This window comes from Trinickia symbiotica (genome assembly GCF_002934455.1).
In the GTDB taxonomy this organism is placed as follows: Bacteria; Pseudomonadota; Gammaproteobacteria; order Burkholderiales; family Burkholderiaceae; genus Trinickia; species Trinickia symbiotica.
Genome location: NZ_PTIR01000016.1, coordinates 40979 through 64887, shown reverse-complemented (window position 1 = coordinate 64887; position 23909 = coordinate 40979). Strand labels below are relative to the sequence as shown.

Sequence of the window (23909 nt, the reverse complement as noted above, 5' to 3'; positions counted from 1 at the left end):
TCTCGATCCTCAGCTTTTTTTCATACTTTTTGCGTAAGCCGAGGTGAACCAGATCGTTGACTTTGGACGTCCGTATTTTCCGGGCTGCAACGCGGCGCGCGGCTTCTGGACGGTCTCGAACAGCTCCGAGAACCAGTCGACCTTCCCGTCGGGGTCGCCATAGATCTTTCCGCGCGCGGAGATCCGGGGCGTCAGTCGCTTTGCCTCGCAATGCATGAGGACGAACAGCACCATCTGCAACACCGAAAAGAATCCGGATACCTCGTAGATATCGATCGAGAAGACATCCTTGTTGAGACGCTGCCTGGTATGTACCCCAAGGCGCGCAGGCGTGCCGACGAAATATTTGAATCCCTCGCTGCGGCGGATCTTTCTCACGAGATCCAACACGTCTCCGTACATTCGCACTCCTAATCAATCAGACCATTCCCGCGAACTTCGCCGCCTGCCGGCCGCGTCGGGAACGCTGCGTAATGATAATGGGGCGGCAAGGTCCGCAGGACAAATTTACTCCGCTGTGTGATGTCACGCACATTGGAATCGGTAATTGGAGGGGGCCGCGCGGGCCGCGGATCCACGAGGCGCCTGGATCGCGATCAATCTTTGGATCGATCGGCCGGCGATTCAGTCATTGGCTTCAAGTCGCCGAGCAAGGTCGGCAGCAACTCGCAGACAGTGGGATGGATATGGACGGCACGCTGAACGACCGTATAAGGGGCCTTGGCATACATTGCATCGAGAAGGCAATGGATCGCTTCATCGCCGCCCACCCCTAGAATCGCAGCGCCAAGAATCTCCTTGGTATCGGCATCGACCGTGACTTTCATGAAGCCCTGCGTCTCGCCCTTTTCGACCGCGCGGCCCACGCGTGTCATGGGGCGAATGCCGACGAGCGCGTTGCGGCCCGCATCGCGGACTTGGTTCTCCGTCATCCCGGCTCGCCCGAGCGGCGGATCCACGTAGAGACCATATGCGACGATACGGTCGCGCACGCTGCGGTTTTCACCGTCCAGCAGGTTAGAGGCCACGATCTCGTAGTCGTTGTACGAGGTATGGGTGAAGGCGCCCCGTCCGTTGCAGTCGCCGAGCGCCCACACGCCCGGCACGCTCGTATTCAATTGATCGTCGACCGTGATATAGCCACGCTCGTTGATCTCGATTCCCGCCTGTTCGAGCCCGAGGTCGTCCGTGTTCGGCGTTCGCCCCACCGCAAGCAGCAGATGTGAGCCGATGACTTCGCGTTTGCCGTCCTTGCAATCGAGGTTGACGGCGATTCCATTCCCGCGCTTTTCGGCTACCATGCACTCCGCGTGCGTTTCGATTCCTACACCGTCGTTGCGCAGGATCTCTTCCACCGCCTTGGAGACGTCCTCGTCCTCGCGCGAAATCAGTCGCGCGCCTTTCTCGACGACCGTTACCGCGCTGCCCAAGCGCCGGTACATTTGAGCGAACTCGAGACCCGTATAACTGCCGCCGACTACGATCAGGTGCTCGGGCAGGAAGTCGAGATCCATCATCGTCGAATTTGTCAGATAGTCGACCTGGTCGAGCCCCGGCATGTGGGGAATGAACGGTCGCGTCCCGACGTTGATGAAAATGCGCTTCGCCGCGAGCAATTCGTCGTTCACGCGTACAGTGTCGGCGGATTCGAAACGCGCGTGGCCCTCGATCACGGTGCAGCGCGCAAGACCTTTGAGCCAGCGCTCGACGCCTTTGCGCGAGCGCCCCGAGATCTCGTCCTTGCGCGCCTTGACGCGCTTCATGTCGACCTCGACGGCACCGCCTATCGTCACACCGTACTCGCTCGCGCGACGCGCGAGATGGGCCGCGTAGGCACTCGCGACGAGCGCCTTCGTTGGAATGCAGCCCGTGTTCACGCAAGTGCCGCCGAAGAGATTGCGCTCGACGATAGCAACTTGCATCCCCTCCGAGGACAGCCGGGCGGCGAGCGCCGGCCCGGCCTGGCCGGTGCCGATGATGATCGCGTCAAATTGAGTGGTCATGCTGCTTCACCTTTGCCAGTTATCACTGCGTTCAGCGAATGCGGTCAGTACGGCATCGATTCGATCTGAACCATGATAGGCGAAGCATGCATGACACACAGGCGAATCGATCGCCAACGCAGGCCGGAGACCGGCGTTCGCTCGTGAGCGGCGGCGCGGCGCAGCGCAGCGATCGTGTGCTTCCTCTTCGGTTTCTGTTACTCGGCTTCTCTTACTCGTCGTGCTCGTGCTCGTGCCCATGACCCAGGCCCAGCCCCGGCAAGGCACGCGTACCCTCTTGCGCGACCGAGTGCAGAAACTCGGGCTTCAGATCGAGCAGACGCAGGATCGTCGGCGCCACCTGAGTCGTGTGAACGGGCGCATCGATCGTGCGAGCGTGACGAATGCCGGGGAACGAGACGACGAGTCCCAGATGGCTATCGTCCGGCGCGTTACCGCCGTGCTCTTCGTCCTTCTTCGTGCTCGACGTATAGATGACGCCGGGGTTCGGCTGCACGATGATGTCGGGCGTGCGTCCCGCCGCCGGATCGCCGAAGCGCTCCGCGAGGCGAGACCCAGAGAGGATGTACGCTTGCGGCCCGTCAGCGCAGATGCCGGGCGCGTTGCAGCCGAGATTCGCGTTGAGCGTCGAGACGACGGCGTTCAACTGGCTGCGGTCGCGCAGCCAGATGAGGCCAACGTCATCCGTCTGAACAAACCCCGTGCCGACGAGGCCCGTACCGTCATTCAGGTTGCCGCTCGCCGTATTGTTCTGACCGAAATTGCCGTTCGGGTCCAGGTAGTTGTTGGCTTCGAGCAGTTTCGTCAACGTATCGCCATTCTTGACGAGCTTCGTGTGATCCGTCGGCGATTGGCCATGCTTCGCCGTGACGATGATGGCCGTGCTCGAATAGAGATTGCGTTGCTTCAGCTCGGAAACAAAGCGGCCAAGCGCATCGTCGACATAGGCGATCGCATTCGTCACGGCCGGGCCGGGGGTGAAGCTGGCGTCGAGGTAGCCGCCGCCCTTGGCGACCGGTGCCTTCTGCGCCACACTCAACGTCTGGAAATTCGTGCCGAAGAGCGTCGGCACCGAAGCGCTCGCCGTACCCGTCGAGTTCTTGCCGTCGATCTGATTGATGATCGCCTGCACGTGGTAGGTGTCGAACTTCTCGGTGTGCGAATAAACGTCGGTGTAGTCCGTGCCGGTCGAGGGATCGATTGAGTTGATCTCGGTGCGCGCGAGGTCGTCGACGCCCTTGCCCGACGGCCCGTTCAGCCAGTCGTAGCCCCAGGCGTGCTTGTCGGCCCATGCCGTGCGTGCGCCCGCAACGTGCTCTTTCACGACTTCGAATATCGTGTTCGTCTTGACGTAGTTGTGCGGATAGACCGGCACGCAGACGCCGCCCACGAGCGCGTGCGGAATCGCCTGCGGATTGAAGGCGCCGCCGCCGTCGAGATGGGTCAGCGCGCCGCCATTCTCCCCATCGATGCCCGTCGTCTCGTCGAATACGACGTTCCACCCCTGCTTGCCCGAGCAGGTCGTGTCCGACGGGGCGAAAAGCGTGCGGTCATACGACACGTCATAGAAAAGGCCCGCGCTCTTCGGCGAGCCGCCCGTGACGAGCGCCGCGAGGCCGGGGAACGAATCCGACAAGCCAGGCGTGTAAGCATTCGTGTACGTCACGCCGGATTGGGCGAGCACCGCGAGATTCGGGCACGTGTTCGCGCTGATGCAGCGCGCCACGTCCTGCTCATGCAGGCCGTCGATGCTGATGAGCAGCACATGCTTCACATCGGGCTTCGGTTCCGCGTGCGCGGCCGGATGAACACCCACTGTAATCGCGCCACTTGCCAATAGCGCGCCGAAGAGAGACCGCCGCTTGCCATTTGTCATTCCTGCCTCCTTGTTGTGGAACAGAACGGGACCGCGTAAAGAGTCGAATGTGGGCCACGGGTAAGAATCGGTAATGACAGCGAGCTTTCAGAAAGCTATCGAAGATGGCAGTGAGGCGAGGAGGGAGTCGACGAAGGCGATGATCGATCGCTGTGTATGTCATCGCCGCCGGCGACGACTTCGCGCGAACGAAGCGCGCTCGTCATTCGCGCGTCCGCGTGCTACAACCGTCTGGCGAATCGATCGCCCACCCTGGAGCCATAGTGAAAATCGACACGACCACCGTCCGGCTGGTCCTCGCCATCGTTGAGGAAGGCAGCATTTCGCGCGCTTCGGACAAACTGAATCTCGCCGTCGCGGCCGCATCGCGCCGCGTGTCCGACCTCGAGCAACAGCTCGGCGCAACACTCTTCAGGCGGGTACCTCATGGCGTCCAGATTACGGAAGCCGGCGACAAGCTGCTCCAATACATTCGGCAAATCGACAATCTCGTCGACCGCCTCGAAGGGGATGCGCAAGCGCTCAAGCACGGTCTCGACGGACGCATCATTATCGGCGCGCCCAAAGCCGTCATCATCGAATTCCTCGCTCGCGACATTGCCGGCCTTCAGCGCAAGTACCCGGGCATCAGCCTGAAAATCGTCGAGGAAAACAGCAAAATCGTGCAGCAATTGTTGCGCGATAAAATCATCGATATCGGCATATACGAGAAGAAGAGCGGCTTCCTCGATCTACCGCAGTCGCTCTACAGGCAAGACCAGCTCGTGCTCGTTTATAGCCGGCCGCATTTTCGATTCGCCGAAAAGCCTCTCGGCATCGACGATATTCTCGATATTCCGATCGTCAGTCTTGGAAAGGGATCGGCGATCTTGTCCGCGGTGCAACGCGCCTATCGCAGCCGCGGACGGCACTTCCCCAACAATTTCACCGCGAACGGGTTCGACACGATGCTGGCCATGGTGCGCCATGGTCTCGGCGTCGGTTTGATGCCGCCCGAAGTCTTGCGCAGTTTTCATCCCGAGGAAACGCTCGGCTCTATGCAGCTCGAAGGTGACTGGCATCACCGCAGCTACGTCCTTTCTGCCGTCGATTGGCACGCGCAAGAGCAAACGCTGCGCAACGTCGTTGCCGAGCTTCTCGCCCATTCGCCGGCCGAATAGCGCGGCAAGTTCGAGGTTTCGCAATCGGCGAAATCAGGCATGATGCGCCGATGCTTGCGAGAGGCGTCGCGCTGGCGGACAGTTGGGCGTACAACCCATTCGCATTGCGAGGAGACGCCAAATGACGAAAGCCGCTAAGTTGCCGCTGGAAGGGATTCGCGTACTCGACGTAACCCAGGTCATGGCGGGTCCGTTCGCCTGCATGATGCTCGCCGATGCCGGCGCGGACGTGATCAAAGTCGAACCGGCCGAAGGCGACCAGACGCGTAGTGCGATGGGCTTCAAGATGAAGGGCCCCGACAGTATGGGCTTCCTGAACCTGAATCGAAACAAGCGCTCGATCGTGCTCGACCTCAAGAGCGACGAAGGGCGCGAGACCTTCTACGAGCTGGCGAAGACCGCCGACGCCATCGTCGAGAATTATCGGCCGGGTGTCGTGCAACGATTGCGGATCGATTATGAATCGATCCGCAAGATCAATCCGAAAATCGTGTACGTAAGCATTTCGGGTTTCGGGCAAAGCGGGCCTTGGTCTTCGCGGCCCGGCTTCGACCTGATCGCGCAGGCCATGTCGGGCGTGATGAGCGTGACGGGCTATAAAGGTGGAAAGCCGGTCAAATGCGGGGTGCCCGTCGCCGATCTCGGTTGCGCGCTCTTTGCCGTCTATGGCCTGCTCTCCGCTTACATCGGTGCTCAGAAGACGGGGGTCGGCCAGCATATCGACGCGTCGCTCCTCGATTCGGCGATGGCCTTCGCGATCTGGGAGATGTCGGATTACTGGGGCACGGGCGTGCCGCCGGCTCCGCTCGGTACCGGCAATAAAATGAGTGCGCCCTATCAGGCCGTCAAGGCGCGCGACGGCTATTTCGTCATGGGCGCGACGAACCAAAAACTATGGACCAGGCTCTGCGAATTACTTGAGCGCCCGGACCTCATGAAGCATCCGGATTTCGAAACCGTCTCGCTGCGCCTGAAGAATCGCGAGGCGATGATCGAGATTCTCGAGCGGGAGTTCGCCCGGCGCGACAGCGCCGATTGGGTCGACGCCCTGCTCGCTGCCGGCATCCCGGCCGGCCCGCTCCTCTCCTATCCCCAGGCCTTCGAGAGCGGGCACGCTCAGCACCGTCGCATGTGCATGGAAATCGATCATCCGGTCGAGGGCAAGGTCAAGAACATTGGCTTCCCCGTCAAAATGCTCGGCACGCCGCAACAAGTGCGCCGCCACCCGCCGCGCCTCGGCGAGCACAACGACGAGATCTTCGCGGAGATCAAGAGGAGAGCGTCATGAGCGAGGAGATCGGGCTGGTCGTGCACCCGTCGGGTGCCGCGGAAATCGTGATCAACCGCCCCGAACGGCACAATGCCATGACGATTACGATGTATGAGTCGCTGCTCGCGCTCATCGATCAATGCGAACGTGACCGCGAAGTGCGCTGCATCCTGCTCAGAGGCGCCGGGGGAAAGTCGTTCGTTTCGGGGACGGACATCGGCTACTTCAAGGACTTTCGGGAGGGCCGCCAGGGTGTGGCCTACGAGGCTCTTATCGAAAGCGTGATCGGCGCGGTCGAACGGATTCCGGTACCCACGATCGCCGTCATCGACGGCTGGGCCGTCGGCGGCGGCCTGGCCCTCGCGACCGCGTGCGATTTCCGCGTATGTAGCGATACGTCGCGGTTCGGCGCACCCATCGCGAAGACCCTGTCCAATACGCTTTCGTCGCGAAATATCGCACGGCTGCAGGCAGCCTTCGGCGTACCTCGCGTGAAGAAAATGCTGATGCTCGCGGATTACCTGACGGCGCGCGAAGCGCTCGATTGCGGCTATGTCTATGAGGTTTCGGCGCAGGATGCGCTTGAGACCGCGGCGCGCACGCTCGCCGAACGGCTCATGGCACTTTCGGCGGTTACGCAGAAGGCGGTCAAGGAAAGTCTGCGTCGCATCGTCGTCGAGCAGCGGCTCGACGACGATGACCTGATCGAAGAGGTGTACGGCAGCGTCGCTTTCCGCGAAGCGGTTGCCGCATTTACTTCCAGCTCGACGAAGAAAGGCCGCTGACTGCCTTGCGCCGCTCGCGAACCGCGCTCGCCAGCAGATCGAGGACAGGCTCCGTTTGCGACCATGCCAGACAGGCGTCTGTGATCGAAACCCCGTACCGCAGCGGCACGCCCGGCTTCAAATCCTGGCGGCCCTCTTCGAGATTGCTCTCGATCATGACGCCGATGATCCGCTGTTCGCCCTGCGAAAGCTGTCGCGCCAGATCCTGCGCGACTTCGATCTGGCGAATATGCGACTTGCCCGAATTCGCATGCGAGCAATCGACCATGACTTGCTCTCGCAGACCCGCCGCCTTCAATACGCCGCAAGTATCCACGATGCTGGCGCTGTCGTAATTCGGCCCCTTCTTTCCGCCGCGAAGAATGACGTGCGCATCGTCGTTGCCGCGCGTTTCGAAGATGGCCGCCATGCCCATCTTCGTCATGCCCATGAAGGCATGGCTCGCACGCGCCGCGACGATCGCATCGGCGGCGATCTGCACGCCGCCGTCGGTGCCGTTCTTGAATCCGATCGGGCTGCTGAGGCCCGATGCGAGCTGACGGTGGCTTTGGCTCTCGGTCGTGCGCGCGCCGATCGCGCCCCAGGCAATCAAGTCCGCGATGTATTGCGGACTGAGCAGGTCGAGAAATTCGGTACCCGCCGGCAACCCGAGGCCATTGATATCGAGCAGCAGTTGTCGCGCGCAGCGCAGCCCTTCGTTGATGCGGAAGCTCCCGTCGAGCCTCGGATCGTTGATATAGCCCTTCCATCCGACCGTCGTGCGCGGCTTCTCGAAATAGACGCGCATGACGATGTAAAGGTCGTCCTTCAGTGCATCGGCCGCGGCTTTGAGCCGGTGAGCATAGTCGAGGGCCTGGTCGTGGTCATGAATCGAGCAGGGACCGACCACGGCGAGCAGCCGATCGTCACGGCCGTGCAGGATGTTGCCGATGGTTTCGCGGCTGCGCTCGACGAGCGCCTGCACTTCGGGCGATACCGGCAGTTCGTCCTGCAGTAGCGCGGGTGAAATGAGCGGACGGACGGCGCCGATGCGGACGTCGTCGATGCGGGTCGTGTCCTGCGTAACATCGGCAACGCCTACCTCTTTGTCGTGCAGAGGATCGTCGATGCTTCTCATGGAAAATCTCCGGAATATGCGGGCGCAGGCGTGATTATCACTCACTTCGGGGGCCGTCGATCGGAGCCCGTCGTCCCTCTTAATGAGAATCGCTCGAACCCGCCGCATTGGACGAGGAACTCCCCAGCGTCTACACTCGGCCGCATATCAACAGCCGGAGGCTTTCATGACAGAGCGACAGCGGATTTCATCGGGATCGGAATTCGAGGAACTCATTGGCTACAGCAGGGCCGTTGTCGAGGGCGACTGGGTTTTCGTTTCCGGAACGACCGGATTCGACTACCAGGCGCGGACGATATCCGATGACATCGTGGAACAGACGGAACAATGCATGCGCAACATTGGCGACGCGCTGAGCAAGGCAGGCGCGACGTTCGACGATGTCGTGCGCGTCCGTTACATTTTGCCTGACCGCAACGATTTCAAGGCGTGCTGGCCCGTTTTGCGCCGCTATCTCGGGAATGCGCGGCCGGCGGCGATGATGATCGAGGCCGGCCTGTTGGACGAGCGCATGAAGATTGAAATCGAAGTGACGGCGAAGCAGCGCTAACGCTAGAGGCTCTACAAATCGAGCACCAACAGTTCGCTCTTCCCGCGCGACACGCAAATCGTCAGGAAATTCCGCTGGTCGTCGCCATCGAGGATGCAATCCTGGTGCTCGACCTCTCCGGCTAAATAACGAACCTTGCACGTCGCGCATAAGCCAGCTTCGCAGGACGTTTGCACGGCAATGCCCGCAGCTTTGAGCACATCCGCGATACTCTTGTCGACAGGAACGGGCAGGCGTTGCCCAGTGCTGGCAATTTCAACCGTAAATTCGCCGGGTGTTCGGCTCTCAGGCGCGCTCGCGCGCTCGGGCGCCTTGAAGTGCTCGCAGTGGACGGCGGCCGTCGGCCAATTCCCGCATGCCTCGGCGCACGCGCGCATGAAGCCGGCTGGTCCGCAATAGTAGACGTGCGTGCCGTCTTGCGCTTCGTCGCGCAATAGAGCTCCGATGTCGAGGCCTCGTGACGGCTCGCCCCCATCGAAGTGAAAATGCAGTCGCTGCGGTTCGATCAGCGCCTTCAATTCCTCCATGAACGCGGCGCACTGGGCCTCGCGTGCGCAATAGTGAAACTCGTACTCGACATCGCCCGCGGCGGCGAGCTGATGCGCCATCGATTTCAACGGTGTCACGCCGATCCCACCTGCGAGCAGGATGATCTTGCGCGCCCCCTCCGCCAGCTCGAAGTTGTTGCGCGGATAGCTGACCCGCAGCCGATCCTGTACGTGCAGCTGCTCATGAACGGCCTTTGATCCGCCGCGGCCTTTTTCATCGCGCAGCACAGCGATGACGTAACGCCGACGATCGCCGGGCGAATTGCAAAGCGAATACTGCCGAACGATCCCGTTCGACAGATGCACGTCGATATGGGCCCCGGCCGTGAACGGCGGCAATTCGCGGCCATCCGGGTCGACCAGCTCGTACGACTGGATATTGCGACCTTCGTAACGGATCTGCCGCACGAACAGCTCGAGTGTCGACGAAGGCGCCGTCGCGGCCTGATTACTTGCTGTCAATTGATCTCTCCTTGCAACTGGACGCTGCCCGCGCGACATGGACCGAGCGGCATTCAGGGGGCTTCAATGCGTTGGCCCAATGAATGCCTCACATCGCCCCTTACTTGCGCGCCGACTTCTCGAGTTCCTCCATCTTTGCGCGCACGAACGCCGCCCGCTCTTCGCCCTTCAAGCGATCGCTCTCCGTGAGAATCGCGACCACCGCTTTTGAAATGCGGCGGCGTTGCGCGACCTCCTCTTCGACGGTCGCTCCCTCGGGAATCTCGAAGACATTGCCCGAGCAATAGCTGTTCGGCGTTGCGCCGACATCGCGCAGCCACTGCGCGAACTCGGCCGGACCCGCGGCCGGATTCGTTCCGCGCACGGCATCGCGCAACATTTTGCGGAACAGATACAGCCCTGCGTCGAACTTGGTGGGATGCTCGAGCGAATGGACGGCAATCGGACGCTGACTGATGATTGCCTCGTAATCGCCCGGTGCGTACTGCGCGTCCTTATAGTGGGCACGCTCTCGATGGTTCGGCGGAATCGGCGGCATGTCCTCGAGCTTGTACTTGCCGAAGCGCTCGGGCCTGCGCATCGCCACCTGTCCCTCGAGGAAGTCGATCGTTTCATAGCCGACCAGTTCCTTGTTGCCGACGCCGCGCGTGTCGATACCCGGCCCCATCACGCGCCAGCCGATCATCTTGCTGTTCTCGTCGTCCACGGGCACCGTCCAGCGGATCATATGGAAACGGCTGAACAGCTTCTTGCTCAAGCCATCTTCGGATGTGTACGCGTGCAGGCTCAGATTCGGCAGAACCTGGTGCTGCACGCGAACGAACAGATGATCCTTGTCGGCCCGACGTGCGCCCGCGCAAGCAAGACTACGGCCTTGCTGCACGGGGATGAACTGCATGTCGGGCGGCACTTCCATCGAGGCGGCGCCCACTTCGTCGAACGTCGTGCCCTGGTAATGGCCATCGACCACGTTCTTGCCGGCGTGCAGGGCGGCCGTGTGGTAGTTGTCGGCCGCATTGTCCTGAACCTGCAGCCAGTTGCAGTGCTGGAAGTTGCTGTAGGGCACGAGTTCGTCCGTCGGCAGCACCGTGAAATTGCCCTCCCACTCGGGGAACGGCGGTTCTTCGTCCGGGGGCCCCATGTAGGCGAACACGAGCCCGTTACGCTCGACGGCCTTATAGGCGCCTTGACGGATCGAGCATGCGTATTTCTCCGCTTCCGCCTCTTCGCCCTTGGGGAATGGCGCGTGAAGGCAGGTTCCGTCGACATCGAACACCATCCCGTGATAGCAGCACTGGATGCCGCGCTCCTGGATCGCGCCATACTCGAGCGAGGCGCCTCGATGCACGCAATGCGCGTGCAATACGCCGACGCGCCCGCTGCCATCGCGGAACGCGACCAGTTCCTCGCTCAGGATCTTCAGGAAGCGCGGCGTATCGGTCAGCTCCATCGACATGCAGATAGGGTGCCAAAAACGGCGCATGTATTCGCCCATTGGCGTGGCGGGGCCCGTCTCGGTCAACTCGACGTCGTGCCCCGGCACCTTGTTCGTGTAGTAGCCGCCGTACGGGATCAGCTTTTTCACCACCGCGCCGCCTGCACTGCTGCCCTTTTCCATCTGCTCCGACTTGATTGTCATGACCGCTCCTCGTGACTGTGTGAACGAAGACATCCGTATTGCCGCTGCGACTTAGATGTCTGAGTACGGATACCGAACTCTGTATACAGAGATTAAGCGAGCGCTGAGGGCAGGCCAATATGGGTTTACGCGTACGCTTGACGTCTTAGCATTGCACTTGTAGTCTGTATCCAAAGTACAGAGGCCTGATCATGACGCTGAAGTTCGAAAAAATTCAGACGCGCCCCGACTACGTCGACGAGGTGTATCGAGTGTTGGCCGACGCGATCAGCGACGGGTCGCTCGCGCCCGGCACGCGTTTGACGCAGGAAGAGATCGCGGAGCAGTTCGCGGTCTCCCGCTCGCCCGTGTTGCAGGCCTTGCGCCTGCTGAAGAAGGACGGACTCGTGCAAGACGCGCCGGGGCGTGGCGTACTAGTGGCGCCGCTCGACGTCGAGCGGACCAGCCAACTCTATCAAGTGCGCGGCGCGCTCGATGCGCTCGCGGCGAAGCTCGCCGCGGAGCGTGGCGCGATCATCGACAATGCGCTCATCATGCGCGGGCGGCTCGTCTCGAAGGGCAAGGACGTCAAGGCAATGATCGATGCCGACATCGCGTTTCACCAGGCCATCTATGAAGCGTCAGGCAATCCGCTCATCGTCGAGAGCGCGCAGTTGCATTGGGTGCACTTGCGGCGCGTGATGGGTGCTGTGCTGCAATCGTCGCGGCTGCGGGATTCGATTTGGGACGAGCATCAGGCGATCGCCGAGGCCATCGCCGCGCGCGATCCGGCGCGCGCGGCCGAACTGACCGAATTGCATACGAGCCGCGCGCGCCAGAATCTCGTCGCGCGGCTCGGCGAGATTCTGACAGCGTAGAAGCTCCGGTCAACCGCGCCGCACGCGATGATTGACATGAGCACGGCGCAACGTCAGCGTCAGCACGCTGCCGACCACCATGCTGGCGGCGATGCCAACGACCCCACTCCCCGTCGAGCCTGTCGACGTCTGCAGCCAACCGATCAGATACGGGCTCACCACGCCGGAGATCGAGCCTACCGAATTCGCCAGCGCAATCCCGCCGGCGGCGGCCGTACCTTGAAGCACGGCGGGCGGCACGGTCCAGAACTGCGAGATCGTGGTGATGACGCCCATCGTGCCGACCGTCAGCGCGATCATCGCGATCACCGTATCGTGCGCATAGACGACGCTCGCGCACAGCGCCAGCGCGCCCACGACACCCGGAGCGGCAAGGTGCCAGCGGCGCTCGCCATGGCGGTCCGAGCTTCGCCCGACGGCTACCATCGTGATTGCCGCGGCCGCATACGGTACCGCCGACAGCAAGCCGATGTTCAACGTGCCGGAGACGCCCGATGCCTTCACGAGCGACGGCAGCCAGAAGCTCACGCCGTATAGGCCCATCGTGAAGAAGAAATAGATCGCCGATAACAAGAGCACGCGCGGGCTCGCGAGACCGTCGCGCAACGAGTGCAGCTTGTGATGACCGGCTTCCGCCTGCAAATCCGCTTCGATCGTCGCTCGCTCGTCCGTGGTCAGCCAGCGCGCATCGGAGACCTTGTCGTCCAGATAGAAGAATGCAACGACACCGACGATCATCGTCGGTATGCCTTCGAGCAAGAACAACCACTGCCATCCCGCGAGGCCATGCGTGCCGCTCATCGAATGCATGATCCAGCCGGACAGCGGACCGCCGAGCACGCCAGACATCGGGATACCCGTCATGAACAGCGCCGTGACCTTGCTGCGCCGGCCCGCCGGAAACCAGTAGGTCAGGTAGAGCAGGATCGCGGGAAAGAAGCCCGCCTCCGCCACGCCGAGCAGAAAACGCACGACGTAGAACTGCGTCGGTGTCGATACGAACATCATCGCCGCCGAAATCAGACCCCACGTCACCATGATCCGCGCGATCCATCGCCGCGCCCCGACTTTGAGCAGAACGAGGTTGCTCGGCACTTCGAAAAGCAGATAGCCGACGAAGAAAATCCCCGCGCCGAGTCCATAGACCGCGTCGCTCATCCCCAAATCCTGGAGCATTTGCAGCTTCGCGAAGCTGACGTTGATGCGATCGAGATAAGCGCACAGATAGCAAAAGAACAAAAACGGAATCAAGCGCCATGCGACCTTCGCATAGGTGCCTGCTTCCAGACGTTGCAGATACACGTCCTGGCTGATCGAACTCATGAGGATGTCTCCGTCGTGTAATGATTCGTTGCGGCAGGCGCGCTTCTCGCGCAGCCCGCCGCGCAGTGACGCAATGCCCGCGCTCAGTCGAATATATCGGGCTGCGTGTTCACGAGTTCGTTCCAGATGCTCTGGAAGTGCAACCATCCGATGTACTCGCTGCCGACATGCTCGCGGCTGTAGCGGGCACGCTCTTCGGTCACGAAGCGCGGCTTGATGCCGCTGGCTTCGATCATCAGTTGCTGTTGGCAGCAGCGTTCAAGCGCGATGAACCAGAACGCGGCCGATTCGATGCTGTGCCGGCTTGCCGTCAGCAGGCCATGATTTTGGTGAATCGCCGCCTTGACGCCCCGAAATGCATGCGCGACCTTGTGGCCCGCCTTCACCTCGACGGCAACCTGCCCTGCTTCCTCGCCGATGACGACGTGATCTTCGAAGAACGCAGCGGCGTCCTGGCTGATGGGATCGAGTTTCCTGCCGAGCGACGCGAAAGCAGTGCCGTACACGGTATGCGCGTGACACATCGCAACGATGTCCTGGTGCATCTCGTGAACCGCCGCATGCAGCACGAAACCCGCGCGATTGATCGCGTATTCGCCTTCGACGACATTGCCTTCGTGGTCCGCGCAAATCAGATTCGAAACTTTGACCTGCGAGAAATGCACGGCCATCGGATTCGTCCAATAAAGGCCCGGATTCTCCGGGTCGCGCACGGTCAGGTGACCAGCAAAGCCGTAGTCGAAACCCTGCAGTGCGAACGCGCGGCACGCGCCGACAAGTCGTTCCTTCAGGTGCTGCCTGTGCTCTGCATGGCTTTGGAACGCCGGCAATTGCGGAAAGATCAGACCTTCCTGCTCAGGCTGATAGATCGAGACGCGGCCTTTCAGATCCATCGCTTTCGATGGGGCTTCCATCACTTCGGACATGTCGACTCCTTTGAACATGTGGACATTGGGTAGGCACATGGTCGTCCGGAGCCAACCGCGTTGACAAACGATGGTTGTTCATGAAAGCATGAATAGCATTCACCTATCAGGGAAAACATGAGGCGAATGCCGAATTTCGTGCTGCTGCGCGCGTTCGAAGCAGCCGCCCGGCTCGAGAGCTTCGCGCTCGCCGCGCAGGAGCTGCATCTGACGCCTTCGGCGATCAGTCATCAGGTGAAGGAGCTCGAGGAATATTTCGGCCGCGCGTTGTTCTTGCGCCGCAACCGGCGCATCGAGCCCACGCCCGAGGCAGTGCGGCTACTGGAAACGCTGAGCCGGGTATTCGATGCGGTGGAAGCCGCTTGCAGCGAAGTGACGCTCGCGCCCAACGCTCAGGTGCTTGTCGTGCACTGCGCGCCGAGCTTCGCGGTCAAGTGGCTGGGGCCAAAGCTGCCCGAATTCAATCGAGCTCACCCACATATCACCATTCGTCTGTCGACAGGCGCCGAACCGCTCGACCTCACGCGCGTTCAGGAAGTCGACATCGAGATTTCGTATGGCAGTGCACTCGAACGCCCCGGCGTCGAAACCATTCCGCTCGGGCGCGAAGCGATCGTGCCGCTCTGCTCTCCCGCTTTGCTCGACGATGAAATGCCCGCTGCGCGACGCATGAGCGCGCTGACGCTGATCGATACACAGCTTAGCCGCATTACCTGGTCCGACTGGTTCGCGGCTAACGGGCTCGAGATGCCGGCAACGCCTCGCCCTTCGTTCGATCGCGCGGCGCTCGGTATCTCTGCCGCGGCCGACGGCATGGGCGTCGTGCTCGAAAGCACGCGGCTCGCCGAACGCGAGATTGCGCGCGGCGATCTTGTCGAAATACGCAGCGACGCGTTCGTGCGCTTCGCACGGGAAACGCACTTTCTTTCCTACCGAAAAAACGAATCCCGCGTTGAGAAAGTTGCGGCGTTCAGGCAGTGGCTGTTGACGCGCGCAGCCGTCCAAGCCGAAGACTGAACGCAATCAGACTGCGTTGATCCGTTTGGACTAGGAGGCCGTGCGATCCGAAGCAGTCGCTTCGAGAATGCTCGCCGATCTCGAATCGACACGGCCTCGTTCGAGATCGGCCGGGCTCAACGCCGCGGCGAGCTTGTTCCGATCGAGACCGCCTTCCCAGGCCGATACGATGATCGACGCCACGCCATTGCCTACGATATTCGTCAGCGCCGGGCACTCCGACATGAATCGGTCGATGCCGAGGATCAGCACCATGGCGCTGACAGGCACCGTCGGCACGACCGACAGGCTCGCGGCGAGGGTGATGAAACCCGCGCCCGTCACCCCCGTCGATCCCTTGGAGGTCAGCATCGTGACGAGCAATAGCGTGACTTCTTGCGCCAGCGCCAAATGCGTGTTCGTCGCCTGCGCGAGAAACAGCACTGCCAATGTCAATGGACGGCTTCTCCGATCTGAATGTGTTCGCGCTCGCGGCGCGACATCGCAATCTTGCCGCCGCCGCACGCGAAATGGGCGTGACCCCGCCCGCCGTCAGCAAGCGGCTCGCGCAGCTGGAGCGGCGCCTCGGCGTGCGCCTGATGAACCGCACGACGCGGCGTCTGAGCCTCACGCCCGAAGGCGAGCTGTATTTGTCGAGCGGCTCACGCATTCTCGACGAACTCACGAAGGGCGCGGCATCGTCGTGCGGTCGCAGTGGGAAATCCAGGGCCATCTCGAGCGGGGAAAACTGATGCCTTTGCTGGAGGATTGGTCGCTGCCGAATGCGAACATCCACGCGGTTTATCTCGAGCGGAATCAGCTTTCGGTGAAGCTCCGAACCTTCGTCGACTTTCTCAGCGAGTATCTGCGGAGGAGCCCCTCTTCCCGCAGTGCCCGCGCCACAGGCTCCGCCGGCTCCGCACCATAAAAACCAGGGCGCGTTCGGCGACGCGCTCGCGGCGATGCCGATGCCTTGCACGACGCTTCGGCCTCTGGCAGGGGGATTTGGACACCGGCTAACGGCTCAGATGCGCAAGCGCATCCCGCATGGAACGGCTCGAAATGACGAGCGATCCTGTAAGCGGCGTCTGAAGGTCGACGATGACATACACGGCCGACGCGATCGATAGCGCGCCGAGCAGTATGGTCACGAGCGCCAGCGCATTGCGAGGAGCAACGAGCCCGAAGCTGAGGAAGATCACAACGAGCCAGAAAGTCAGCATCACGAAGAAGGGAAGCGAAATCGCGGCCCGTGCTTCTTCAATCACTTTCCATCGCTCCCGGCCGAGCCGAGTGAACGCAGCCAGAATATCGTCGGCAAGCCGATGGTGATACTCGTCGTGCGGCGCGAGGCGTCGGATCTCGCGTCCGGCGGAATCGAGCATTTGGCCGAGATGCACGCTTTCCAGCTGATTGCTTGCGGGCTCGAGGGGATAGTAGTTGCCGGGTGGCCGCGGCTCCGCGGGCCAGGTAGATGCGATGACGGCGGCCGTGTAGGCGCGCAGGAGGGCACGCGTGTCGTCGGCGTCTCGACCGTAGTCCCGCAGCTGCTGATCCAATTGGATCAATTCGGACGCGTAATCGCGCAAATCGTTTCCGACTGTATCGAAGCCGCTCTTTGCGGATGCCGTCAAAAGACCGAGGACGAGCGAGGCAAATGTCACCAGCATTCCGATGACCAACGTCACGAGTTGCACGGTCTCGTGAGCCTTGTGCTCCTCGGGTAGAAACGGACGCAGCATGACGCCGATGCCTGCAAAAACGAGCAGGAGCACGAAGACGAGCGATGCGGACGCAGCCTCGGACATGACGCGGTTTTGATGTTCCCTTCAGGCGTATTACGGAATTTAGCCGGCTTCCGGGCCTTTGACAAACGCTATTCGGGTCCATGTCACTCCGATCCGCCGGTTTTCGCTTTGCACCGATTCGGTTTGGAGATTGAGCAGGGGTTGCAAACCGTGAGCATGTGCCAGCTCGATGGTCTCTTCGGCCGAAACTTCGAAGATCCGTCTTCCGGCTGGAACCGGCCCGTGCCGCAAAGACATGATCAGCATGCCGCCGCTAGACAAAAGCGCGCTCACGCTCGCCATCGATCGACGCCGCTCTTGCTCGTCGAGATGCATCCAAACCGCCGTCAGCATCACAATTTCAAACGGCCTTTTCATGGAGCGTAAGAGGGGCAGGTCCGGCAAGCTATCGTCGACCCATTCGATTCGAGGCGAGGAATGCAGCTCCATGCCGGCGTTGCGCAGCTGATCCACGGGCTCGACGGCTACGACGCTGTGCCCCATCGCTGCAAACGCAGCCGCGTCGGTCCCGATGCCCGCCCCAATGTCGACAACGGACGACGGGTTGGCTGGGATGAGATGCAATATGGGTCTGTGATGTTCGGCAAACGAAACGCGCCGCCATTGCTCGATGAGCAGCGGTGCATTTTCAGCATAGCCCTCGGTGCCGCTCACGTTTTCGGACACTGTCGTCTCCCGGTTCTGGCCCCGGTGCTTTAACCAGGACTGCTGTGGTGTCTTTGCCATTATCCCGATTGTTGTTATGTTCGATGCTTGAACGAGGTACGCGCTAGGCTTCGACGTCGGCATACCCCGTGCGCTTTGGCCAATCATGGATCTTCTAGTCTTCAAGCTCGTCGTCACGCCGCTGTTGTTGTTGGCTGCCACCCTTACTGTTCGCCGCTGGGGCGAGGCAATCGGCGGACTCCTGGTCGGGCTGCCGCTCACATCGGGGCCGATCTCGGTTTTTCTGGCACTCGAGCATGGCCGTGCGTTTGCCGTCCAAGCTACGTCAGGCTCGCTCGTCGCGACGGCCGCGCAAGCGGCGTTTTGCGTTGCCTATTGCAGACTGGCACGCGTGGGGTGGCCGATAGCCCTCGCAGGCGCCTGTGCGATGTTCTCCATCGTAGCCGGCCTTTTGCAGCATGGCGCGCTACCGGAAACCGGCCTGTTTATCGTCGCCATCGTGGCCATCGCACTCGCGCTCATCCTCATCCCTAACAAAATAGCCGCAACGGGCAAGCTCGATCCGCCGTGGTGGGATTTACCCCTGCGCATGGCGCTCATCGCGGGCCTGGTCGTCGGCGTAACGCTGATCGCGCCTTACGTCGGTCCCGAGGCGAGCGGCGTGCTCGCGTCGTTCCCGTTCATGGCGATCATCCTCGCGGTTTTTACTCACCGCATGATCAGCCATACGGCCGCGCAACAATTGATGCGCGGCATGGTGGCGGGACTTTTGGGCTTTGCCGCGTTTTTCTATTTGCTGAGCCTGACGCTGACGCGCTTGAGCTTGTTTGCCGCTTATGGTGGCGCGATTGTCTGCACGCTCGCGATTCAAGCTGTCTCGTTGTACCGGATGCGCCTTCCGGTCACGCTGCCGACGGAATAGCGCCGGCGAATCGGTCTACACGCTCTTGCGGAATTGTCGAAAACCACGCAGTCTCACGGTTAATGTCGATACGGCGAGGGCAAGTCCGCCATGAAAGAGCTGGCTTACGCAAGCAATAACAACGACTGGATGGTATCTACCCCCGAAGAAGAAGGGATGAACCCGGCTCTGCTCGAGGGCCTGGCGCCGCAGTTCGAAGCCTGGACGGAGGCCAACGTCCATTCCATATTGATCGTCCGGCATGGCAAGATCGTCTGCGAGCACTATTTCTCGGGTGAAGATCAGGCATGGGGCAGGCCGCTCGGCCGCGTTTCATACCATTCTGAACTCAAGCATGACGTCCGCTCGATTACAAAGAGCATCGTCTCGCTGCTCTTCGGTATCGCTATCGATCATGGCTGGATCGGTGACTTGGACGAACCTGTTTTCTCGTTCTTTCCCGAGTATGCGGACCTGCGGACACCGGAAAAAGACGCGATCAGCCTCCGACATCTTCTTACGATGTCGGCTGGCTTGGCGTGGGACGAGGCTTGTCCCTATAGCGACCCTGCCAATAGCGAACGGCGAATGTCCGACGCGACTGACCGGTGCCGCTATGTGCTCGAGCAGCCGATCGTGCGGCCGCCCGGCGCGACCTACCTCTATAACGGCGGATTGACCGCTCTTCTCGCTGCCATTCTGGAGAAGGCATCGGGACGGCCTCTCGATCTGCTCGCAAACGAAGTGCTCTTCGGCCCGCTGGGTATCGAAGACGTCGAATGGGTCCGGTACGCGGACGGCGCGCCGAACGCGGTGTCAGGGCTTCGCATGCGGCCCCGCGATGTTGCGAAGATTGGCCAGATCGTCCTCCAGCGGGGGAGATGGAACAAGAAGACGATCGTCTCGCAGGCGTGGATCGACGACGCCACGAGCGCTCACATCAACGGCGAGGGGCTGTTCTTCTATGGCTTCCAATGGTGGCTCGGTCGATCTCTTGTTCATCGGAAGGAGTTCAGGTGGGTCGCCGGCGTAGGTTACGGAGGCCAACGGTTGTTCATCGTTCCGCAACTCGATCTGGTTGTCGTCGTGATGGCAGGGCTTTACGACAACCCTGCCCTGACATCGATTCCCGGCGAAGTCGTCTTGCGTCGATACGCGGTGCCGGCGGCCGACTCGCTTTAACCGCGACTTGGTGAGTATCGCCGACACTGGTCTACCGGGCCGAGCCTTCATATGTGCCGGGGCGGGCGGTACCCGCAACCACGCCCGCCCCGCGGCGCAAAGTGCATCGACGATTGCTGCACCACTCAAGCGGGCTTATGCCGTCGGCGCACCATATCCGCCACCACCCGGTGTCTCGATCACGAATGTGTCACCGGGCGCCATCTGCGCGCCGCCGACGTGTGCAACAGACACGATCGTGCCGTCGGCTCGCTCGACGTAGTTGCGCCCGAGCGCGCCGGCCTCGCCCCCCGCCGCACCGAACGGCGCGTGCACGCGGTTGTTCGACAAAATCGACGCCGTCATTGGTTCGAGGAAGCGAATCCGCCGGATGGCGCCATTGCCGCCGCGCCAGCGCCCTGCGCCGCCCGACCGGCTGCGGATGAAATGCGATTCGAGCCGCACCGGATAGCGCCATTCGAGTACCTCGGGATCGGTCAGCCGCGAATTCGTCATATGCGTCTGCACGGCATCGACACCCTCGAACCCGGGCCCCGCGCCACTGCCGCCCGCGATCGTTTCGTAGTACTGGTGCCGTGCGTTGCCGAACGTGAAATTGTTCATCGTCCCCTGGCTCGACGCCACACGGCCGAGCGCACCGTAGAGCGCATTCGTGATCGCCGAAGAGGTCTCCACGTTCCCCGATACCACCGCGGCCGGATACACCGGATTGAGCATCGATCCTTCCGGCACGATCACGGTCAGCGGCTTCAGGCACCCGGCATTGAGCGGAATGTCGTCGCCCACGAGCGTGCGAAACACATAGAGCACCGCCGCCATGCACACGGCCTTCGGCGCGTTGAAGTTGTTCGGCAACTGCGCAGACGTACCGCGGAAGTCGATCTCCGCGCACCGGGCACGCGCATCGACGCGGATCATCACTTCGATCACTGCGCCGTTGTCGAGCGGATAGCGATACTGTCCGTCCCGCAGCGCGCCGATCACGCGCCGCACGGCCTCCTCGGCGTTGTCTTGTACGTGCCGCATATAGGCGCGCACGACGTCGTCGCCGAATTGCGCGATCATCCGGCGCAGTTCTTCGACACCCTTCTGATTCGCCGCGATTTGCGCGCGCAAGTCGGCCATGTTCTGCTCGACGTTGCGCGCGGGATAACGGCCCGACGCGAACAGCGCGCGTGTCTCGTGATCGCGCAACACGCCGCCGGACACGAGTTGCCAGTTGTCGATGAGCACGCCTTCTTCGTCGATATGGGTCGAGTCGGGCGGCATCGAGCCCGGCGTAATCCCGCCGATGTCGGCGTGGTGACCGCGCGAGCCCACATAGAAGAGCGGTTCGGCCGATCCATTCGCGAACACCGGCGTAATGACCGTCACATCGGGCAAGTGCGTGCCGCCATGATAGGGATCGTTGAGCATGAACACGTCGCCATCGCGCATTCGTCCTCGGTTGCGTTCGATCACGGTGCGGATGCTCTCGCCCATCGAGCCGAGATGCACCGGCATATGCGGCGCGTTCGCAATCAGATTGCCATCGGCATCGAAGATCGCACACGAGAAGTCGAGCCGCTCCTTGATGTTGACGGAGTACGCCGTGTTCTGAAGCGTCAGCCCCATCTGCTCGGCGATCGACATGAACAGGTTGTTAAAGATCTCGAGTCGCACGGGATCGGCGTCGGTGCCGAGCGAGCGGCGTATCGGCAGCGGTACCATTCGCGTGAGCACGAGATTCCCGGCGTCGGTCAACTCTCCGCGCCAGCCCGGCTCGATCACCGTCGTGCCATTCTTTTCCGCGACGATCGCGGGACCGTCGAGGACGTCGCCTGCAAACAGCGTCTCGCGCACGTAAAGCGGCGCATTGTGCCACGCGCCGCCTGAATAGAAGCGGACGTTGGTACCCGCGGTTGGCACGCCCTGCGTGCGGCGGGAAACGGGAGCGACGTCGAGCGGCGCGTCGGAGCGGCCGATCGCTTCGACCGATGCGAGCTCCACGACGAGCGGTCTTCCTTCCATCAGAAAGGCGTAGCGCTGCCGGTAAGCGTGCTCGAACGACCGACGCATGGCATCCAGGCTGCCCGCCGGCACGGCAATCGCCGAATCGGTGCCGCGATAGCGCAAATGCGCGCGACGCACGGTGTCGATCCGCGCCGAGGGCACGCCCTGCTCGCGGAGCACGCCCACCGCTTGCTCGGCGAGCGCATCGAGCGTGTCGTTCAGGAGCACGAGCGTCGCGTCGTCGAGCTCGGCCTCGATGGCGCGCTCGCGCATCGCGGTCTGATCGGCCAGCCCCATGCCATAAGCCGAGAGCACGCCCGCAAGCGGATGCGCGAATACCTTTGTCATCCCGAGCGCGTCGGCAACGCCGCACGCATGCTGCCCGCCCGCGCCGCCGAACGTCGTCAGCACATAGCGCGACACATCGTGGCCGCGTTGCACCGAGATCTTCTTGATGGCATTCGCCATGCTTCCGATCGCAATATCGAGAAAGCCTTCGGCCAGTTCCTCAGGCGTTTGCCGGCGTCCCGTCGCGGCGAAGATCTCGTCGGCAAGCGTGGCGAAGCGCTCGGCCACGACGTCGCGATCGAGCGGCGCGTCGGCGTGCGGGCCGAACACATGCGGGAAGTAGTCGGGCTGAATCTTGCCGAGCATTACATTGCAGTCGGTCACCGCGAGGGGGCCGCCACGTCGATATGAGGCGGGTCCCGGGTTTGCGCCAGCCGATTCCGGACCGACGCGCAGCCGGCTGCCATCGAACGTCAGCACCGAGCCGCCGCCGGCCGCGACCGTGTGGATGCTCATCATCGGCGCACGCATCCGCACGCCCGCCACCTGCGTCTCGAACACGCGCTCGAACTCGCCGTTGAAATGCGAAACGTCGGTCGACGTGCCGCCCATATCGAAACCAATCACCTGTTCGAAGCCGGCCGCTTGCGCGGCGCGGACCATCCCGACGATGCCGCCCGCGGGCCCCGATAGAATCGCATCCTTGCCCTGGAACGCATCGGCACGCGTGAGCCCACCGCTGCTCTGCATGAATTGCAGATTGACGCCCGGCATCTCGGCCGCGACCTGTTCGACGTAGCGACGCAGTATCGGCGACAGGTAAGCATCGACAACGGTCGTATCGCCGCGAGGCACGATCTTCATCAGCGGCGACACCTCGTGCGACACGGACACCTGCGTGAAGCCGATTCGGCGCGCAAGCTCGGCGAGCGCGCGCTCGTGATGCGTATATCGGTAACCGTGAATCAAGACGATCGCGAGCGCCCGGATACCGCTGTCGTAGACCGCCGCGAGCGCAGCCTCCGCGCGCTCGAGGTCGAGCGGCTCAATGACGTCGCCGTGCGCGCCGATGCGCTCGTCGACTTCGACGACGCGCTCGTAGAGCGCCTCGGGCAACGCGATATCGAGATCGAAGAGGCGTGGCCGATTCTGATATGCAATGCGCAGCACGTCGCGAAAGCCGCGCGTCGTCACGAGCGCGGTCGGCTCGCCCTTGCGTTCGAGCAGCGCGTTGGTCGCGACGGTCGTACCCATCTTGACCATCTCCACCTGGGCCGGCGTGATCGGCTCGCCCGGCGCGAGGCCGAGCAGATGGCGGATGCCGGCTACGGCCGCATCGCGGTACTGTTCCGGGTTTTCCGAGAGCAGCTTGTGCGTGGCGAGCGAACCGTCAGGACGGCGCGCGACGATGTCGGTGAAGGTACCGCCGCGGTCGATCCAGAATTGCCAGCGAGGCGCCGCGAAGTCGGCATGCGAGAAGTGTTCAGACATGGTGATCGAATCGAAAACGGGAACGGAAACGAAGACTGGAAATGAAAACGCGTAATCGAGCAGGCGATG

19 protein-coding genes and 2 pseudogenes are annotated in these 23909 nt (G+C 62.1%); 9 read left to right on the top strand and 12 right to left on the bottom strand.

Going from position 1 to position 23909, the window contains the following annotated elements; genetic code table 11:
* Positions 1 to 9: 9 nt before the first annotated feature.
* From B0G57_RS31850 to B0G57_RS21305, 3 genes are all read right to left on the bottom strand, one after another.
* The gene (locus B0G57_RS31850; RefSeq protein ID WP_223258600.1) at positions 10 to 390 is read right to left on the bottom strand and encodes a hypothetical protein; all 381 of its coding nucleotides are present in this window, start codon (positions 388 to 390) and stop codon (positions 10 to 12) included.
* A 206-nt stretch (positions 391 to 596) separates the two neighbouring features.
* A complete protein-coding gene (locus B0G57_RS21310; RefSeq protein ID WP_018440108.1) occupies positions 597 to 2003 on the bottom strand; it encodes an FAD-containing oxidoreductase in 1407 nt (468 codons plus the stop codon).
* A gap of 211 nt (positions 2004 to 2214) precedes the next feature.
* Positions 2215 to 3879: an alkaline phosphatase family protein gene (locus tag B0G57_RS21305; RefSeq protein WP_018440109.1), complete on the bottom strand. Its 1665-nt coding sequence runs from the start codon at positions 3877 to 3879 to the stop codon at positions 2215 to 2217.
* Between the two features lie 263 nt (positions 3880 to 4142).
* Between B0G57_RS21305 and B0G57_RS21300 the strand changes: the two genes are divergently transcribed.
* The 3 genes from B0G57_RS21300 to B0G57_RS21290 all read left to right on the top strand — a co-directional run bounded on the left by B0G57_RS21300 (position 4143) and on the right by B0G57_RS21290 (position 7094).
* Positions 4143 to 5039 (top strand): LysR family transcriptional regulator, encoded by an 897-nt coding sequence (locus B0G57_RS21300; protein ID WP_026229565.1) that lies wholly within the window; start codon positions 4143 to 4145, stop codon positions 5037 to 5039.
* A gap of 121 nt (positions 5040 to 5160) precedes the next feature.
* The gene (locus tag B0G57_RS21295; protein ID WP_018440111.1) at positions 5161 to 6327 is read left to right on the top strand and encodes a CaiB/BaiF CoA transferase family protein; all 1167 of its coding nucleotides are present in this window, start codon (positions 5161 to 5163) and stop codon (positions 6325 to 6327) included.
* Entirely contained in the window at positions 6324 to 7094 is a 771-nt protein-coding gene (locus B0G57_RS21290) for an enoyl-CoA hydratase (protein WP_018440112.1), read from the top strand. The genes B0G57_RS21295 and B0G57_RS21290 overlap by 4 nt, the downstream gene beginning before the upstream one ends.
* Here the strand turns inward: B0G57_RS21290 and B0G57_RS21285 are convergent.
* The gene (locus tag B0G57_RS21285; RefSeq protein WP_018440113.1) at positions 7063 to 8211 is read right to left on the bottom strand and encodes a 3-deoxy-7-phosphoheptulonate synthase; all 1149 of its coding nucleotides are present in this window, start codon (positions 8209 to 8211) and stop codon (positions 7063 to 7065) included. The genes B0G57_RS21290 and B0G57_RS21285 overlap by 32 nt on opposite strands.
* 166 nt (positions 8212 to 8377) lie before the next feature.
* Here B0G57_RS21285 and B0G57_RS21280 point away from each other — a divergent pair, with 166 nt between their 5' ends.
* The gene (locus B0G57_RS21280) at positions 8378 to 8761 is read left to right on the top strand and encodes a RidA family protein (protein WP_018440114.1); all 384 of its coding nucleotides are present in this window, start codon (positions 8378 to 8380) and stop codon (positions 8759 to 8761) included.
* An 11-nt stretch (positions 8762 to 8772) separates the two neighbouring features.
* Here B0G57_RS21280 and B0G57_RS21275 read toward each other — a convergent pair whose 3' ends face one another.
* Positions 8773 to 9771 carry a PDR/VanB family oxidoreductase gene (locus tag B0G57_RS21275; protein WP_018440115.1) on the bottom strand — a complete coding sequence of 333 codons (999 nt, stop codon included), beginning with the start codon at positions 9769 to 9771 and terminating at the stop codon, positions 8773 to 8775.
* A gap of 100 nt (positions 9772 to 9871) precedes the next feature.
* The gene (locus B0G57_RS21270) at positions 9872 to 11410 is read right to left on the bottom strand and encodes a Rieske 2Fe-2S domain-containing protein (protein WP_018440116.1); all 1539 of its coding nucleotides are present in this window, start codon (positions 11408 to 11410) and stop codon (positions 9872 to 9874) included.
* Positions 11411 to 11601: 191 nt separating this feature from the next.
* Here B0G57_RS21270 and B0G57_RS21265 point away from each other — a divergent pair, with 191 nt between their 5' ends.
* A complete protein-coding gene (locus B0G57_RS21265; RefSeq protein WP_018440117.1) occupies positions 11602 to 12267 on the top strand; it encodes a GntR family transcriptional regulator in 666 nt (221 codons plus the stop codon).
* 9 nt (positions 12268 to 12276) lie between these two features.
* Here the strand turns inward: B0G57_RS21265 and B0G57_RS21260 are convergent, their stop codons facing one another.
* Positions 12277 to 13590 carry an MFS transporter gene (locus tag B0G57_RS21260; RefSeq protein WP_018440118.1) on the bottom strand — a complete coding sequence of 438 codons (1314 nt, stop codon included), beginning with the start codon at positions 13588 to 13590 and terminating at the stop codon, positions 12277 to 12279.
* A gap of 83 nt (positions 13591 to 13673) precedes the next feature.
* Complete coding sequence (locus B0G57_RS21255; protein ID WP_018440119.1) at positions 13674 to 14516, bottom strand: class II aldolase/adducin family protein; 843 nt, start codon at positions 14514 to 14516, stop codon at positions 13674 to 13676.
* A gap of 117 nt (positions 14517 to 14633) precedes the next feature.
* Here B0G57_RS21255 and B0G57_RS21250 point away from each other — a divergent pair, with 117 nt between their 5' ends.
* Complete coding sequence (locus B0G57_RS21250) at positions 14634 to 15533, top strand: LysR substrate-binding domain-containing protein (RefSeq protein ID WP_035468471.1); 900 nt, start codon at positions 14634 to 14636, stop codon at positions 15531 to 15533.
* Positions 15534 to 15563: 30 nt separating this feature from the next.
* On the opposite strand, the pseudogene B0G57_RS21245 reads toward B0G57_RS21250, so the two are convergent.
* Positions 15564 to 15968, bottom strand: a pseudogene (locus tag B0G57_RS21245) (cation:dicarboxylate symporter family transporter); the annotation flags it as partial.
* Between B0G57_RS21245 and B0G57_RS32170 the strand changes: the two are divergent.
* Positions 15968 to 16440: pseudogene (locus B0G57_RS32170) on the top strand (LysR family transcriptional regulator). The pseudogenes B0G57_RS21245 and B0G57_RS32170 overlap by 1 nt on opposite strands.
* Positions 16441 to 16528: 88 nt before the next feature.
* Here the strand turns inward: B0G57_RS32170 and B0G57_RS21235 are convergent.
* Together B0G57_RS21235 and B0G57_RS21230 are read right to left on the bottom strand one after the other, a co-directional pair.
* Complete coding sequence (locus B0G57_RS21235) at positions 16529 to 17320, bottom strand: bestrophin-like domain (protein WP_018440122.1); 792 nt, start codon at positions 17318 to 17320, stop codon at positions 16529 to 16531.
* Positions 17321 to 17359: 39 nt separating this feature from the next.
* Positions 17360 to 17986, bottom strand: coding sequence for a class I SAM-dependent methyltransferase (locus tag B0G57_RS21230; protein WP_018440123.1), 627 nt, complete (start codon positions 17984 to 17986; stop codon positions 17360 to 17362).
* 145 nt (positions 17987 to 18131) lie between these two features.
* On the opposite strand from B0G57_RS21230, the gene B0G57_RS21225 reads away from it, so the two are divergent.
* Both B0G57_RS21225 and B0G57_RS21220 read left to right on the top strand, forming a co-directional pair.
* On the top strand, positions 18132 to 18908 hold the full coding sequence (locus B0G57_RS21225) for a hypothetical protein (RefSeq protein WP_018440124.1): 777 nt from the start codon (positions 18132 to 18134) through the stop codon (positions 18906 to 18908).
* Positions 18909 to 18998: 90 nt separating this feature from the next.
* Positions 18999 to 20069 (top strand): serine hydrolase domain-containing protein, encoded by a 1071-nt coding sequence (locus B0G57_RS21220; protein WP_018440125.1) that lies wholly within the window; start codon positions 18999 to 19001, stop codon positions 20067 to 20069.
* 135 nt (positions 20070 to 20204) lie between these two features.
* On the opposite strand, the gene B0G57_RS21215 is transcribed toward B0G57_RS21220, so the two are convergent.
* Positions 20205 to 23840, bottom strand: a complete 3636-nt coding sequence (locus B0G57_RS21215) for a hydantoinase B/oxoprolinase family protein (protein WP_018440126.1) — start codon at positions 23838 to 23840, stop codon at positions 20205 to 20207.
* Positions 23841 to 23909 lie beyond the last annotated feature (69 nt).